Raw genomic sequence first — 14836 nt, 5'->3', positions numbered from 1 at the left:
TGCTCCGGGCTCGGTGCAGCCGCTGCAGCCAGGTGGGAGCAACGACTGGTTAGAGATGACGGACTACTGTTGCCGTCCGCCAAACGCTCAGATGTCGATTTTCTCGGCGATGCTCAGCGCGTCATCGAGTTCGACGCCAAGGTAGCGGACCGTGCTGTCCACCTTTGTGTGACCGAGCAGGAGTTGAACCGCCCGCAGATTGCCGGTCTTCCGGTAGATCAACGCGGCCTTCGTCCGCCGTAGGGAATGTGTTCCATACCCGCTTGGATCGAGGCCGATCGCAGACACCCAGTCATGAACAAGACGCGCGTACTGTCTCGTCGAGATGTACGGTGAGCTGTGGAACCTGCTTGGAAACAGGAACACCTGACCGAGCATCGCTACTGACGTGACCCACGCGAGTACTGATCGCCGCGTGTTTTCCGACACTTCGAATTGAACTGGCCGCCCTGTCTTGCTCTGGATGACTGACACTCGGTCGCGGACGGTATCGCCGACGACGAGGTCCACGACCTTGAGCCGAACCAAGTCACAGCCGCGCAGTTTGCTGTCGATTGCGAGGTTGAACAGTGCGAGGTCGCGCAGGTTGTCCGCGAGCTCTATCCGGGCCCGGATTGAAAGGCGTTTCACGAAGAACTGCAGGGGTGCCGTGCCAGCAACGGTTGGCGACGGCACCCGCATCCTGAAGACCTGGGGCGGGGAGATCCATGAAGTGGTGATCACAGCGGACGGTGGCGCGATTTGGAACGGCCAGAGCTATTCCTCGCTGTCGGCGGTGGCACGGGCGATGACCGGGACCAACCGCAACGGGCCCAGGTTCTTTGGTTTGCGCGAGGTGGCAAAGCCATGATCCGCCAGCGCTGCGCCATATATACCCGCAAGTCGACCGAAGAAGGGTTGGAGCAGGACTTCAACTCGCTGGATGCGCAACGTGAGGCTTGTGCGGCCTACATCCTGAGCCAAAAGCACGAGGGCTGGGCAGAACGCACTGACCGCTATGACGATGGCGGCTTCTCCGGCGGATCCATGGATCGACCCGGGCTTGCTCGATTGCTGAGGGACGTGGAGGCGGGCCGCATCGATGTCATCGTTGTCTACAAAGTGGACCGTCTGACAAGATCTCTGGCGGATTTCGCGAAGATGGTCGACTTGTTTGACGGAGCGGGGGTGTCGTTCGTGTCGGTTACCCAAGCCTTCAATACGACCTCGTCCATGGGCCGGCTAACGCTGAACGTTCTTTTGTCCTTCGCACAGTTCGAGCGCGAGGTGACGGCCGAGCGCATCCGGGACAAGGTGGCGGCCTCCAAACGCAAGGGCATCTGGATGGGGGGTGCCGTCCCCATGGGCTACGATGTCAAAGACAAAGCCTTGATTGTTAACCCGGGTGAGGCCCAAGCGATCCACACTATATTTGCCGAGTATCTGTCGGCTGGATCGGTACGCGAACTGTCCGACAGGCTCGGCGCGCTCGGTATCGTAAGCAAACGCCGGACCGACCGGTACGGGCGCTCCACGGGAGGTACGTCCTTCTCTCGTGGTGCGCTCTACAATATCCTGCGTAACCCCATCTACATCGGCAAAACCCGTCACAACAACGAGCTCTTTGAAGGGTTGCACGAGGCGATCATCGATAATGTCACCTGGCAGAAGGTGCAGGAGCAACTCGCAGACCATGGTGGCAAGAAGATCAGCGCGTCCCGACGGTCGGCGAAGCGCTTGCTGGATGGGGTGCTCTACGATTCCAAGGGTCGCTTGATGCGCACGACCTATGCCATCAAGTCGAAGCGCTCGGGCGGAACAGAACAATCGTGGCGGTATTGGTATTACACATCCAAGCCAACCAGATCAGACGACCAAGGCCGTATCGAACGTTTTCCGGCCGGAGAAGTCGAGCGGCTGGTTCTCAGTGCGATCATAAACCACTTGGGGGATAAGATCTGGCTGACCCAGCAAATTGGATCGACGATCGATCTTGATCCTCATTCGCTCCCGGAGATCCTCTCGGCGGCGGATGTCTGGTGTGCTCAAGCCGAGGCAACAAATGACGACTCAGTATCTGAGCATCTCAGCGGGTTGATCGATCGCATTGATGCAACAAACGGACGGTTTGTTGTTCGGATCAATCTGGGTGCTTTGCTGTCATCTGAGACAACCCAGCGTCTGATTCATGCCTCCTTGGAGTTCTCATTCAAGAAGCGTCAGAACGGTCGGGCGAAGCCGATCGTCATTGCGTCGCCGGATGCACCGCAGCCAGACCGAGACCTCATCAACCTTGTTGCTGATGCGAGAAGGTGGTCGGCCGAACTTCTTGACGGCAAGTCCAGCACTGTCCGCCAGATCGAAGATCGCGAAGGGCTCCGAAGTGGATCGGTCAGTCGCATCCTGCCACTTGCCTGGCTGGCACCGGATATCTCAACCGCCATTCTCGAAGGCCGTCAGCCAGAACATCTCACAGCAAAGAAATTGCGTAGCCTTCCGGAGCTACCGCTTGACTGGCATGAACAGCGGAAGATTCTGGGCTTTCCGCATCAATAGAGCATCCGGGCCTGCCCCAAGACCTCATGCGTAAGTGCCCCGCTGAGACTTCTGCCGAAATCGCGTCAAAATGGCCCTGATCAGAGACAATATGTGAGGTCTCGACCGTCATCATGTCTCGTAAGTCACTGAAAAATATAAACTAACCGGGAGGGATGTGTATCCCACAGTTTCGTGGAGACTAAGTGGTGGTGGTCTCAGTCTTGGGCGAACTAGTCTCTGGCCCAAAATCCCTGTTTACAGGGAATTTACAGGGAAACTCGGCTGATTTGGCCTCTGAAACGTCTATTTCGGTTATTCTCGCCTTGATTCAGTGCAGGATAACAGGGGTTTAGGGGACAATTCCCTGTTCTTTCAGGAACAGGGAATTTTGTGCGCAGGAACAGGGAACGCGCTTGTGTGAACAGGGAAGGTGATCGCGCGGAACAGGGATCGCGCCAAAGCCCGTGACAAATACGGCCGTTGCGTTCAACGGAAGCCCGGCATGCCAAGCTCTTTTGGGCCACCGTCATCCTTGTCGTCTTCCGGCAATTCGGCCCAAAGCAGCGTGACTGCATGTCCGTTAGCGGCGACCCGAGTTTGCTCGTAGAGTTCAAGGTTCGACCTGCCCGTCCAGGGGTGGGAGTCCGCCTCGGCAAACTGCGTGAAACCGGGTGTTGCATTGGCAATCGCGCGATGTGCAGCTGACGTTTGCGGGATCTTGTTGCCTTTGCTGAGAGCGACGAATGGAAAGTCTGCACCCTTGGCGAAATAGCGTACGGTCCCATTTTGCGACCAGACAGCCGCCAGTGGTTCTTCGCGCCGGTTCACCATGCGCCGCACGCAGGCTTCGAGGCTTACATCGAGATGATCCCTGAGACGTTGCACGTCGCGCAGATCCGGGTCGTCCGAATAGTACGGGTCCATCAGATAATCCGGCGCAAGGAGTTCGATCGCAAACTGGTTGGCCTGCGTTTCCTGCCGCAAATGCTGTCGTCCGTCCCGAGTCTCGCGCATGTTCTGAGCTGAGCAGGTGAATCCGGTCGCCGCGGACAGTTGGTGCCGTTCCATCAGGAAATGCCCAAGCTCATGCGCGATCGTGAACCGCGCACGCCGGCGGCCTTTCGAGTTGTTGGCGAGAATGCAGCCGGTGCTTCGTACGGTATCTGTCAGCAGCATACCCTCAAACCCTTCAAAACGATCCAGCCGCACCTCCGCAATATCCAGTGCGACGGCAATGTCCTGAACCGGGACGGCGCCATCCCGTTTAGCCAGTAGCTTGTGGATCGTGCGCGCAAGTACGGCCGGGTGATGAATGTCGGCAAGATCAATGCGGTCCAACTGCACGTGTATCAGTCGGTGGTTGAGGATGTTTGCTGCATGTTTTTGATCATCTGCTCGACGATCTGTCTGTCGCGATCGGTCAGAGTGTCCAGCCCGCGATGAATCCGTTCAATCTGCATATCTCCTTCGTTCGGTTCAGCAGCTTCGCCCGTCAGCACATCGATACTGACGCCGTAATGCGCGGCCAGTTTGCGCACCAGTTCGAAGGAGGGGTTTTTGCTGCGACCTTTCTCCAGTTCCCAGACATGCGCTTTGGACACGCCGACCTTGTCGGCGACCTGCTGCAAGGACTCGCCGCTCTTCTGGCGCAGGTTGAACAGCTTTTCCCCAATGTTCATGGAAACCTCCTGTCTGATGTGTCGGACATATCCATGCGCCTGAAGTTGACGGATGTCAAATCGTAAGATATATCAAACGAAAGAGGCAGGTGTGGTGATTCCGCCCGCAAGCAGTACAGGAGCCAAATATGGCGGCTACGAACATTGAACATATCGCGATCCGCGATCTCAAACCTTGGGCGCGCAACGCCCGAACCCATTCGAAGAAACAGGTGCGGCAGATCGCCGACAGCATCGAGCAGTTCGGGTTCACCAACCCGGTGCTGATAGATGAGGCCGGAACCATCCTCGCCGGACATGGCCGGGTAGAGGCAGCGAAGCTGCTGAGCATGCATGACGTACCGTGTTTGCGCTTTGATCACATGACCGAGGCCGAGAAACGCGCCTATGTGCTGGCCGACAACAAGCTTGCGCTGAATGCTGGCTGGGACGAGGACCTGCTGGCGGCGGAACTCGGGGCGCTGATGTCCAATAACCTGGAGTTTGATGTCGGGCTCACCGGGTTCTCGATCCCGGAGATCGACAGCCTGATGGAGGCCGTGGCTCCAGAAGAAGAGGGCGATCCGGCCGACGAAAACGTGCCGGATGAGGCGCCCGCCCGCGTGCGCCCGGGCGACATCTGGCAGCTTGGACGGCACCGGCTGATCTGCGGCGATGCCCTTGAGTTGGAAACCATTGCATCTTTGATGGACGGCCAGACCGCCACGATGGTTTTTACCGATCCGCCATACAACGTCCCGATCGACGGCCATGTGGGCAACTCGGGCAAGACGCAACATCGTGAGTTTGCCATGGCTTCAGGTGAGATGTCGGTGTCGGAGTTCACGCGCTTTCTGCAGCGGGCGTTTGGCAACCTTGTTGATCACAGTATCGACGGGTCAATCCACTTCATCTGCATGGACTGGCGTCACATGGGCGAGATTCTCGAAGCGGGGCAGGCGGTCTATGATGATCTCAAGAACCTGATCGTCTGGGTCAAGGACAATGGCGGCATGGGCACCTTCTACCGCTCGCGACATGAGTTGATCTTTGCCTTCAAGAAGGGCGATGCGCCCCACATCAACACCTTCGAGTTGGGCCAGCACGGGCGGTACCGCACCAATGTCTGGGAGTATCGCGGGGTCAACACGATGCGGGCAGGGCGCATGGAAGAACTGGCGTTGCATCCGACGGTGAAGCCGGTGCAGATGATTGCCGACGCGATCCGGGATGTCTCGGGGCGCGGTGATATCGTGCTGGATGTCTTCGGTGGATCCGGTTCGACCCTGATCGCGGCAGAGAAGACCGGCCGGCGCGGGTATCTCTGCGAGTTCGACGAGATCTACTGCGATCGCATCATCGCCCGCTGGGAGGCATATGCCAAGGATGAGGCGGAGCAGGTCTTATGCGGTTGGGCACCGCCGGCTGACGCCAAAGCAATGGAGGCGGCGGAATGAGCAGTGACAAGGACAAGCGCGCTCTCGTAGCCCGTCCCGGCTACGACGTAGGCTACGGCAAGCCACCCAAAGACACCCGGTTCAAAGCGGGCCAGTCAGGCAATCCGAAGGGGCGGCCGCGTGGCGCGAAGAACAAGCGTCCGGGCATGCATGAGGAACGCATGAAGGACCTCATCCTCGATGAGGCTTACCGGGATATCACGATCCGGGAAGGGCACCGCAGCGTGACTATACCCATGGCGCAAGCAGTCATGCGCTCTCTGGCTGTGAACGCCGCAAAAGGCCAGCACCGGTCGCAGCGACTCTTCTCGGAGCTGCTGGCTTCAGTCGAAAGCTCCCGAAAGATCCTGCACGATCAGTGGCTCGACACCGCGATCACCTACAAGGTGGAGTGGGAAAAGGAGCTGCGACGCAGGGAACAGTTAGGCATCACCGATCTCCCGGATCCGCTGCCGCACCCTGATCATGTGAAGATCGACATGGTCGAGGGGACCGCTAGGGTCGTGGGTCCTGCGACGAAAGAAGAGAAAGCCGAATACGACTGGTTCGTCGAACGGCGCGAGATGTTCGAGGACGAACTCCAGCACCTGCAGGACCTGCGGGCCGAGGCAAAAGACAAACGGCTGATCAGTCAGATCGACGAGGACATCGGTCAAGTTCGCCGCATCCTCCAGATCGTCGATGCAAAGCTGCCGGATTAGATCTCTGTATCGATACGGTCGGGGCTACACAGTTTGGTTGGTGAAAGACCGGATTGCCGCGCAAACCGGTCATCTGACAAATCCGTGCGTATGACCGAAATGAGCCCTGAGCGGTAGTGTCAGATTTTCGCTACATGCGCTCGCAGCGCAGATATCGCTGCAATTGCACAGGATTTCACGCTGTTTTGCAGAGGGAATAGCAGCCGTCCATGCGTCGCGCAGCAAAACTGAAACCATGAATTGGAAAGTTGTGGAACTTTCCGCACCTTCGCGCGCGCGGCGAATGCACGCAGAATGTCGAATTTCATACTCGCCCGCGAAGCAGCGGTATCTCGGCGACGCAGCGATTTTTTCCGGAGCGGTCATTCAACATTCGGGTTTTCCGTTCTGCCTTCCATCGGCAAGTCCGAATCGAGTAACCATTCCGATCCGGGTAGAGTGATCGGTATAGGCGACGCCTAAGGTTTCTGTGCTTTGACGATAAGTGCTGGCATGTCGAACTCGACCCTTCCGTCTCCGGTGGAGAACGGCGCCAAGGCGTGCTCGGACTCCTCCATTAGTTGTTCGAACTGTTCGTCCGACAAGACGCCTCCGAGTGTCCACACGCAGGCACGCTCGGTCGAGACCATCGCGTCGATCGACCTGAAGCGAACCTCGCCGTTACGCCGTACGATTTCTGCATCAACAAGACCCGCTTCGCGGCAGATGTTCATCAGTTGCTCTGCATCGCCGAGGATGAAGGGTGCCCGAAAGGCGTTCCCAACGTCTTTTCCGAACAACTGATCGAGCAGGAGCGCGAAAGCGCCGTATCCCTGCGAATTCTCGACCGCGTCACACACCGCCACGGCAAGCCGGCCCTTTGGCTTCAGGACCCGCATCATCTCGGTGAGCGCTTTCGGCCTATCCTCGAAGAACATGAAGCCGAACTGGCTGACGACCGCGTCAAAGTTGTTGTCGGGGAACGGCAGTTTCTCAGCCTTGCCTTCCCGCCACTCGATCCGCGCTGGCTTGCGGCGCGCAACGGCCAGCATTTCCGGATTGGCATCCAGCCCGACCACCGAGCCCGATGGCCCTGCAATCTCGGCGGCGGCCAGCGTCGCCGCGCCGGTTCCACAGGCCACATCCAGAACGCGGTCGCCTTTCTGCACCCCGGCTTCGGCGCAGACCATCGGTCCCCACTGGGCAAACAGTGCTGGCACGAATTGCTCATCATAGACCTCCGCCGGCGGGCGCGTTTTCTGCTGAACAGTCATCCTTTTTCTCCTTCTGGTGGACGTTCTGGGCGCAACGGCTGGGCACATCGCGGCAATGAGGTTATCCTGAGGCATGGTTCGGACCCATGACCAGACGTCTCTATCGCATGCTGGATCGTCCACGGTTCAGCACCAGCCGCCCCCCGGCGCGCAGGGCACGGCCGACATGCCAGTCCTCTGTCAGGACTCGGCGACCGACCCGCTGTCCGACGTGCTGCGGATGGTGAAGCTGACCGGCGCAGTGTTCCACCTAGTTGAGGCGACGTTTCCTTGGGGCGTGGATGTCCCCCGGGCGCGTGACTACTCTTCGATCATCCTGCCCCGCGCGCAGCATGTAATCTCTTACCACATCATCCTGAAAGGCTCGGGCTGGGCGGGCATTCCGGGCGGCGCTTCGACCTCGTTCGAGGCTGGCGACATCCTGGTGCTGGCCCACGGTGACCCCTATTCGCTGCTCAGCACGCCAGGGCAGACGCCCGAATACGACCGCGCGGCGACCATCGGTTTCTTCCGAGAGTGGATGGCGGGCAAGTTGTCTTTCGTGACCCGCGAAGGTGGCGGTGGCGCGGGCGGCGCCGAATACATGTGCGGTTTTCTCGGCTGCGACCTGCGCCCGTTCAATCCGGTGCTCTCGACCCTTCCGCCGTTGCTGCGCGTCCGACGGTCCGGACGGGACCGGCGGGGTCTGCTGGACCGCCTGATCGACCTGACGCTTGCCGACGCCCGCCTGCCGCGGATGGGCGGCGAAGCCATCCGCCTGCGGCTGAGCGAACTGATCTTCGTTGAGGTCATCCGCCTCTACCTGGACTCGCTGCCTGCGCACGACACCGGTTGGCTGTCGGGGCTACGCGATCCGGCCATCGGCAGGGTCCTGACCCTGATCCACGACCGCCCAGCCGATCCCTGGACGCTGGCCCTGCTGGCCGAAGAGGCGGGCATGTCCCGTTCCGCCATGGTAGCGCGCTTCACCCACCTGATCGGGCACTCTCCGATGCAGTACCTGACGCTCTGGCGCATGCAGATTGCCGCTCGCCTTCTTGCAGACAGTTCCATGAAGGTGGCGAGCGTCGCGTGCGAGATCGGTTACAAATCGGAGGCGGCGTTCAGTCGGATGTTCAAGAAAGCGGTTGGTGTATCTCCTGCCCATTGGCGTAAAATGACGATTGCGGGCGTCTAGTCAGGCACCATTGACGAGATTCCGCGCTGCCTACAAACCAAAGACGACAGTATCCGCGACCGGGGCAATGCCCGTCGAAACACCTCTGCGCTCTACCTGATTGGCCGCATTTCCTTCTGCAATGCAGTGGGCAATTCCGGCGGAGCACGGGTCCTTTGCGGGAGAGTGTGAAATCCTACGCCAAGCAAGACCCGCCGTTCGTACAGCGCACGGCGAATTCAACGAAAGAGCCCAGACTCACCGATGCTGCAGAATGAACAAAGGTCCGTTTAAGCAAGAAGCACATTTATTGGCTCGCAACGCGGTTTGGCCGGAAACTATTGGAATTACGTCTCTGCAAACGAGAACTGGTGTGCCCCGCGGAAACAAACACGCCATTTAACTTAATGAGTCGTGAGATTTGCTCAATTTTCATGCTTGCGACCTTGCAACAAAGTCGCAGATTGCGTTTGCAACTGCGCCTGGGCGTTCCTGTGCAAGATAGTGTCCGCTGTTTGGCAGAGTCAGCTGCTGAGTATTCGGAGAGAGTCGCCAAGCGTCATACCAAATCGAGCTTGGGTCTTCGCGGATGCTCTGCCGCCTGATGGGGGCTACTGTGGTATATCTCGTACTTTGAAGAACCAACACGGGGCATGTAATCGCTGAAATCCTCGTAAGGCACTTTTTGCTGTCCCAATTGGCCATGGATGCAGAGTAATCTACCATTGCCTCATCAGTCATTGCGTTCATCGTTTTGGTAAGATCCGATCGTAGCCCGTCTGGTAAGTTGCCTGGAAGCGCTTCATTGATCAGTGCGTTGACCAATTCTGCTTTTCCACGTGTCCTGAGGGCCTTTTTGATCGAGCCCGCCGCGAGGTCGGCGTTGGTCGGGACACAGCTGCCGTCGATCAGAATTATTGCATGTACAAGCGGCTGTGCTCGGAAAGCGATCTCGGCCGCGATGCGTGTTCCCATGCTGTGGCCGACCAATATCGTACGTTCGCAAATGGACTGCTCAATAATCTCTTGGGCCGCGGCTTCGATGGAAAACTCGCCCGGCTCGCTGGCACGCGTTGCGTGTCCCGGCAAAGTAAGGGCGCGGCCGCGCAGGTCTGGCGGAAGCATCTCTCGAAGGTCATTCCAATGATCAGGCGCGCCGCCAAAGCCGTGAATGAACAGCGTGTCCGCTTTTCGGGATCGGTCACCGACATGTCTCAAAGTTTTGCCACTACAGAGTTGGCGAAATCGTTCGTCGTTGCTGATCCTCCCAGATCTCGCGTCAACTGACCCTCAGCAAGGACATTATCAACCGCATTCTCGACACGCGCGGCTAGGTCCTTGCGCCCCAAGCTTAGGTCCAACATCATGCCAACACTCAGGATTGCCGCCGCCGGATTGGCGATGCCTTTTCCGGCGATGTCGGGCGCGGAGCCGTGCACCGGTTCGTAGAGTGCAGCCCGCGTCCCATCCGCACGCTCAGGACCCAGTGAGGCAGATGGCAGCATACCCAACGATCCCGCAATGGCTGCAGCGCAATCCGACAGAAGATCGCCAAAGAGGTTGTCTGCGAGGATCACGTCAAAACGGCAGGGGGCGCGGACCAGTTCAAACAGACAGGCATCGGCATAAAGATGATCCAGTTCGACCTGAGGCCAGTGCGTGCGGTGGATGACATCTACCCTTTCGCGCCACAGCTCCCCGGTTTCCATGACGTTGGCCTTATCGACCGAGGTCACCTTGCCGCGTCGATCGGCAGCCACCGCGAACGCCAATTGCGCTGCGCGATCAATCTCACCTTGCGCATAATACTGGGTGTCGATGGCGTGTCGCCTGTCACCGTGCTCGAATATCCCGCGGGGCTCTCCGAAATAGATGCCTGAGGTGTTTTCGCGAAAGACCAAGAGATCGGCACCGGACACGAGCTCGGGCCGAAAAGGTGTTTGCTCAGCGGGCAAAGGCCAAGATCTGACCGGGCGAAGATTGGCAAAAAGGTCAAGCTCCTTGCGCAGCCGCGACAGACCGCTACGCGCTGTCGGTCCGCCCGGAATATTGAGGTTGTCCCAGCCGGGGCCGCCTTCGGCACCAAACAGGATCGCATCAGACTGTCGTGCCAGTTCCATCGTTTCGTCGCGCAGAAATACCCCATGCGCCTCATAGCAGGCTCCCCCTGCAAGATCGTGGGTGATCTCGACTGGACGATCCAATGCCGGAGCAATGGCCTGCAAAACGCCGAGCGCTGCCTGAATCACTTCGGGCCCGATCCCGTCGCCTGGCAGGCAGAGCAGGCGGAACTGTTGCGGGCTCATAAGTGTGCCATGGACGACATGTGCCGCCAAGCCTCCAAACGCCCACGCGCCCGGTAGGCTACACGCAGCCGCGAGTGAAATTCATCAAGGTCCACATGACAGCTGCGCACGTGACGATGCGAGCGGGCCGGGTCAAAGCCTTCGCGACCGTGCAAGAGGCGCTGATTGTTGAACACCATCATCTCGCCTTCCTGTAGTTTCACTGTGACACGTCCTTCACCGGAATAGATCATTTCAAGCAACTCGCGCAACGCATCGTAGAAGGGCTCGACTAGATCGACCGGGCAATCCACCGGTGCCATGCCCCGGTCATTGATCCGCAGGCCGGTGACGCGTCCGTAGCTGTCTGTAGGGAAGATCGGGGCCTGCACATCAAAGGCTCGTCCCTCCTTCAGGGTTCGGTTGTGGCGTGCCTTTACGGTTTTCAGTATCTCGAAAGCCCGAGGGTTCTTCTCTTCCAACCGTTTGGCAAGCCAAAGCCCATCCGCCATGGTGCTATCGCCCCCGGCATCCGATTGTTTGAGAACGTGGAAAAAGGTAATCGCCGGGATTTCGATGCGGTAAGGCTCATCCGTATGCAATTCCAGCGCTATGGCCATGTCGCCCGCAATCTCGGGTTTGGGCTTCGATTCCAGTTCGAAAATGCCGTAATTGGTCAGATGTAGTCTGCCGACAAGTCCGGCAATCTCTTCGGTTCGCTCACGGGACGCGGGAACATCCTTTAAGATCAGGACGCCATCATCGCGCAGGGTTTCGAGGAAAGCCAGATGACAATCGGAGTCTGAGGCGACATCTGTATAAGAGAAGTAGGTCAAACGATCCGCCATTTCTGCACCCCAAGGCTGTGCAGGGGGGTGGCGGTGCAGGCGTTCGCGATCAGACAGGCAATGGCCCCGCAACCAGACCGGCGCGAATCTGGATATATGGCCATTCCCCCAATCGACGTATGCATGCCCATCTTGCCTGTAAGCCGAGATGATTTGCGGACGTGACGGTTGCTGCGTTAGCTGGACATGTCGCAGCCCGGTTTCACTTGGCCCACATGCATCGCAGTCGCAGGCATGTAAAAGCCAAATCGACGGGAATTCACTTCGATGGCCATCCGTCCAATCCACGACCATTCGCTCTGGTGTGAACTCAATATCTTGGATTTCACAGGCGTCGATCTGTTTCAGCATGTCAGTTGCCCTTTGTGTGTTTTCGACAGGATGCGACCAGCGTTTATCGTTGACAAATGAGAAATCATGTCAAGGTTGTTTAGCTAAGCTCAACATGGGGCCAACAACTATGCAACCAAAGCTCCGCGACCCTTCTTTTGTTGGTGCCCTGGTCTATTTCGACCGCGTTGCCGCGCATCTGAACTTTTCCCTTGCAGCACAAGAGCTTGGGGTAACGACATCGGCAGTTAGCCACCGGATCAAGCGACTTGAGGTGGCACTGGGACAACAGTTGTTTCGTCGTGATCATAGTGTGGTCGTGTTAACGGAAGCCGGATATCGCTTGCGCAACGCATCGAAGGAAGCCTTCGATATCTTGGGTCGTGCGATCGAAAAGACCACAGAGCAGCGTAGCCTACGGGTGTCCATTGGGCCCTTTCTTTCGGTGACCTGGCTCATGCCGCTGTTGTCCGAATACGAGAAAATCCACCAGAACGTCAGAGTCGAATTGGTTCATCACATCGGCAAACCTGATTTCGCGAATACCGATCTGGCGATCTGGTGGACCGAACCGTCAGTTGCTACGCGTCATGCAGTGCAGCTCTTTTCGGCATCGATGGTGCCCGTCGCGCGGGCGGACTTTGCAGTCGACATTCCAGTGTGGGAACAAGACTTGCCGCCGCTTCACTATCGGACCCGCAAACCCTGGCAGGATTGGCTTGCTTGCGCTGGCGGTCCTGCAGATTTTGCGATGCAAGGGGAGGTTTTCGATGATCCAAATATCGTGCTTGAAGCAGCAGCGCATGGCCGTGGTATCGCATTGGGGTTTGCGCCATTTGCCAACGCACTCATCAAGTCGGGTCGCCTGCGCGCGATCTCGGAATTCGCTGCACCGTCGCCGTTGAACTATTTTTTGTTCAGTGAAAAGGATGTGGACAAGGATGTTGCCGCCTTCAGAGTTTGGTTACTCGAGCAGGCGCAGAAGTTACCGTGAGCGCTCCTTCGATTTGCCAAACCTGTTCAAGACGTTGCGTGTGATCTGTTCGACTTGGGTATCTTGCCGGATCAGGCCCGCGACCCATTCACAGGTTGCGGCGGTGAAAATTTCGCCCTTGCTACGCGGCCAAGAGACGATCATTCCGTTGCCGCGTTTGCAGGCGTCCAAGGTTTCGGGTGTGACCTCTCCGAATAGAGCCTGTGCTTTGAACGCGGCGTCCGCCGCGCCGATATAGAGCGTTTCGCCCCAGACGCCGTGATCAGCCTCGATGTTGGTGGCCAGCCCCATGGCGAGGATTTCGATCTCTGGCACAGCACCGTCCGAGCAGGTGGGAAAGGGCAATCCATCCTCGAAGTGATAGTCCAGCCCGTCGACCTCATAGCCGAATATGCGCGAGCCAGAGCCCAACACGTCGCCATAGCCAAGCCCGGCATCGTCAAAGGCCCAATGAGAGTCTCGGTAAATTGTAAAGCCACCCGCGCCGCCGCCAACACAATTGCCAAGCCCGGAATAGATCCCGCGCAGGGCGTTGACACCGAAGGTCAAAGCACCGGGACGGTTGACCGGCTCCACCTCGAATGCGCCGGAGACAAGGTGCTCTTGATCCGTCCTCACCAAAGGGTCCTGATCCGCGATATATTTGTAACAAACCTGCGTGCGGCCTTCGTCCTCGATCCGGGTCTGCCACAGGAAATTCCCGGCAAACCGCGCGACATGGCCACCCGTTTCGACATAGGCATCGACGGCATCGCGCATCTCGGAACTCCAGTATTCATCGTGGCCAACGAACACGGCGCAGCTGTAGCGGTTCAGAAGATCAGAGTCGCAGTGCAGATCGTATTGAGAGATCACGTCGAAGTCGTAGCCCTCAGCCTCTGCCCAGCGGGCGAAATGACGTTCGTAGCTTGCCCAGCCCGCCGAGGCATATTTCTTGGAATAGCCATAGGCATAGGCCCACTCCATATAAGGGTAACGCACCATCTCGCCGGGTTTGGCAGGCTGTTCGCGCAGCGCGCGTGGCGCGCCCTCGGGCAGTTTGCAAAACCCGCGCGTCCATGGCCGTTGTGTCGAGACGATGGGAGAAAAGGCATCGCCATTGGGCCCGGTGATGCCCTCGTAGTGATTGGACCCGCCCCAGCAGTTATAGGCCAGCCAGGTGCCCGTCGCACAGACCAGCACATAAGGCGGAGGGGCGGCATCGGTAGCGCTTCTGATCAGGATGACATGGTGTTCTTCAACCATATCTTTGCCTTTCCGGGCGCGAAACGTGACCAGATAACCGCCCGGTGCCCAATCATCGGGAATGGTGAAGGCATAGGCCTCGGGCCAGCCGCAGCCCTTGACCGAGCAATCCCGGGGCGTTGGGTGGTGCCTCCCCGGCAGGCCGCTCTTGGTCAGCAATGGCACATAGTCCAGCCCGTCACGGCCGATCTCAAACTCCCATTCATCCGCCGTGGTCGACACATGCAGCGCGACGCAGTCGCCGGGGGCATAGCTCATCTCTGGGGTATAGCCCCAGATTTCCAACACGGCGTCATCGCGCGCAGGGCCGATATAGTAATTGTCAAGGATGTGACGCGCTTTGGCGCGGGTGCGAGGCGTGGTGGCCGTTCCAGGGTGGTCTTGTGTCAAAT

The 14836-nt window shown here is 58.5% G+C and carries 15 protein-coding genes; 6 read left to right on the top strand and 9 right to left on the bottom strand.

Annotated features, from left to right (window positions below):
* Window positions 1–87 precede the first annotated feature (87 nt).
* Window positions 88–630 carry a tyrosine-type recombinase/integrase gene (locus AVO45_RS13455; RefSeq protein ID WP_420819938.1) on the bottom strand — a complete coding sequence of 181 codons (543 nt, stop codon included), beginning with the start codon at window positions 628–630 and terminating at the stop codon, window positions 88–90.
* Here AVO45_RS13455 and AVO45_RS13450 point away from each other — a divergent pair.
* A complete protein-coding gene (locus tag AVO45_RS13450) occupies window positions 515–850 on the top strand; it encodes a DUF2924 domain-containing protein (protein WP_420819937.1) in 336 nt (111 codons plus the stop codon). The genes AVO45_RS13455 and AVO45_RS13450 overlap by 116 nt on opposite strands.
* Entirely contained in the window at window positions 847–2535 is a 1689-nt protein-coding gene (locus AVO45_RS13445) for a recombinase family protein (protein WP_068347760.1), read from the top strand. Before AVO45_RS13450 ends, AVO45_RS13445 begins: the two co-directional genes overlap by 4 nt.
* Before the next feature lie 468 nt (window positions 2536–3003).
* Here the strand turns inward: AVO45_RS13445 and AVO45_RS13440 are convergent, their stop codons facing one another.
* Entirely contained in the window at window positions 3004–3861 is an 858-nt protein-coding gene (locus tag AVO45_RS13440) for an ImmA/IrrE family metallo-endopeptidase (protein ID WP_157770166.1), read from the bottom strand.
* 5 nt (window positions 3862–3866) lie between these two features.
* The gene (locus tag AVO45_RS13435; RefSeq protein ID WP_068347758.1) at window positions 3867–4196 is read right to left on the bottom strand and encodes a helix-turn-helix domain-containing protein; all 330 of its coding nucleotides are present in this window, start codon (window positions 4194–4196) and stop codon (window positions 3867–3869) included.
* Between the two features lie 128 nt (window positions 4197–4324).
* Here AVO45_RS13435 and AVO45_RS13430 point away from each other — a divergent pair, with 128 nt between their 5' ends.
* Window positions 4325–5632, top strand: a complete 1308-nt coding sequence (locus AVO45_RS13430) for a site-specific DNA-methyltransferase (protein ID WP_068347756.1) — start codon at window positions 4325–4327, stop codon at window positions 5630–5632.
* The gene (locus AVO45_RS13425) at window positions 5629–6333 is read left to right on the top strand and encodes a DUF5681 domain-containing protein (RefSeq protein ID WP_068347754.1); all 705 of its coding nucleotides are present in this window, start codon (window positions 5629–5631) and stop codon (window positions 6331–6333) included. The genes AVO45_RS13430 and AVO45_RS13425 overlap by 4 nt, the downstream gene beginning before the upstream one ends.
* 69 nt (window positions 6334–6402) lie before the next feature.
* On the opposite strand, the gene AVO45_RS19780 is transcribed toward AVO45_RS13425, so the two are convergent.
* Together AVO45_RS19780 and AVO45_RS13420 are read right to left on the bottom strand one after the other, a co-directional pair.
* A complete protein-coding gene (locus tag AVO45_RS19780; protein ID WP_157770165.1) occupies window positions 6403–6699 on the bottom strand; it encodes a hypothetical protein in 297 nt (98 codons plus the stop codon).
* A 92-nt stretch (window positions 6700–6791) separates the two neighbouring features.
* Window positions 6792–7586 carry a methyltransferase domain-containing protein gene (locus AVO45_RS13420; RefSeq protein ID WP_068347752.1) on the bottom strand — a complete coding sequence of 265 codons (795 nt, stop codon included), beginning with the start codon at window positions 7584–7586 and terminating at the stop codon, window positions 6792–6794.
* A 166-nt stretch (window positions 7587–7752) separates the two neighbouring features.
* On the opposite strand from AVO45_RS13420, the gene AVO45_RS13415 reads away from it, so the two are divergent.
* Window positions 7753–8763 carry an AraC family transcriptional regulator gene (locus tag AVO45_RS13415; RefSeq protein WP_169796014.1) on the top strand — a complete coding sequence of 337 codons (1011 nt, stop codon included), beginning with the start codon at window positions 7753–7755 and terminating at the stop codon, window positions 8761–8763.
* A gap of 411 nt (window positions 8764–9174) precedes the next feature.
* Here the strand turns inward: AVO45_RS13415 and AVO45_RS13410 are convergent, their stop codons facing one another.
* Genes AVO45_RS13410 through AVO45_RS13400 form a run of 3 tightly spaced genes read right to left on the bottom strand, consistent with a single transcriptional unit; the run spans window position 9175 to window position 12226 of the window.
* Window positions 9175–9960 (bottom strand): alpha/beta fold hydrolase, encoded by a 786-nt coding sequence (locus tag AVO45_RS13410; RefSeq protein ID WP_068347749.1) that lies wholly within the window; start codon window positions 9958–9960, stop codon window positions 9175–9177.
* Entirely contained in the window at window positions 9957–11048 is a 1092-nt protein-coding gene (gene leuB, locus AVO45_RS13405; RefSeq protein ID WP_068347746.1) for a 3-isopropylmalate dehydrogenase, read from the bottom strand. Before leuB ends, AVO45_RS13410 begins: the two co-directional genes overlap by 4 nt.
* Entirely contained in the window at window positions 11045–12226 is a 1182-nt protein-coding gene (locus tag AVO45_RS13400; protein ID WP_082688801.1) for a TauD/TfdA family dioxygenase, read from the bottom strand. Before AVO45_RS13400 ends, leuB begins: the two co-directional genes overlap by 4 nt.
* A gap of 49 nt (window positions 12227–12275) precedes the next feature.
* On the opposite strand from AVO45_RS13400, the gene AVO45_RS13395 reads away from it, so the two are divergent.
* Window positions 12276–13199 (top strand): LysR family transcriptional regulator, encoded by a 924-nt coding sequence (locus tag AVO45_RS13395; protein WP_169796013.1) that lies wholly within the window; start codon window positions 12276–12278, stop codon window positions 13197–13199.
* Here the strand turns inward: AVO45_RS13395 and AVO45_RS13390 are convergent.
* Window positions 13191–14834, bottom strand: coding sequence for a N,N-dimethylformamidase beta subunit family domain-containing protein (locus AVO45_RS13390; protein ID WP_068347735.1), 1644 nt, complete (start codon window positions 14832–14834; stop codon window positions 13191–13193). The two genes, AVO45_RS13395 and AVO45_RS13390, sit on opposite strands and share 9 nt — an antisense overlap.
* Between the last annotated feature and the right edge of the window lie 2 nt (window positions 14835–14836).

It is taken from the genome of Ruegeria marisrubri (assembly GCF_001507595.1).
GTDB lineage: Bacteria > Pseudomonadota > Alphaproteobacteria > Rhodobacterales > Rhodobacteraceae > Ruegeria > Ruegeria marisrubri.
Note: the sequence above shows the minus strand (reverse complement) of the source record. Positions and strands in the feature narration are given on the sequence as shown.

Coding starts and splice junctions, on each gene's coding strand:
- AVO45_RS13400 (WP_082688801.1), bottom strand. CDS start 12,226: ATGCTGAAACAGATCGACGCCTGTGAAATCCAAGATATTGAGTTCACA.
- leuB (WP_068347746.1), bottom strand. CDS start 11,048: ATGAGCCCGCAACAGTTCCGCCTGCTCTGCCTGCCAGGCGACGGGATC.
- AVO45_RS13420 (WP_068347752.1), bottom strand. CDS start 7,586: ATGACTGTTCAGCAGAAAACGCGCCCGCCGGCGGAGGTCTATGATGAG.
- AVO45_RS13430 (WP_068347756.1), top strand. CDS start 4,325: ATGGCGGCTACGAACATTGAACATATCGCGATCCGCGATCTCAAACCT.
- AVO45_RS19780 (WP_157770165.1), bottom strand. CDS start 6,699: ATGACCGCTCCGGAAAAAATCGCTGCGTCGCCGAGATACCGCTGCTTC.
- AVO45_RS13435 (WP_068347758.1), bottom strand. CDS start 4,196: ATGAACATTGGGGAAAAGCTGTTCAACCTGCGCCAGAAGAGCGGCGAG.
- AVO45_RS13445 (WP_068347760.1), top strand. CDS start 847: ATGATCCGCCAGCGCTGCGCCATATATACCCGCAAGTCGACCGAAGAA.
- AVO45_RS13425 (WP_068347754.1), top strand. CDS start 5,629: ATGAGCAGTGACAAGGACAAGCGCGCTCTCGTAGCCCGTCCCGGCTAC.
- AVO45_RS13415 (WP_169796014.1), top strand. CDS start 7,753: ATGCCAGTCCTCTGTCAGGACTCGGCGACCGACCCGCTGTCCGACGTG.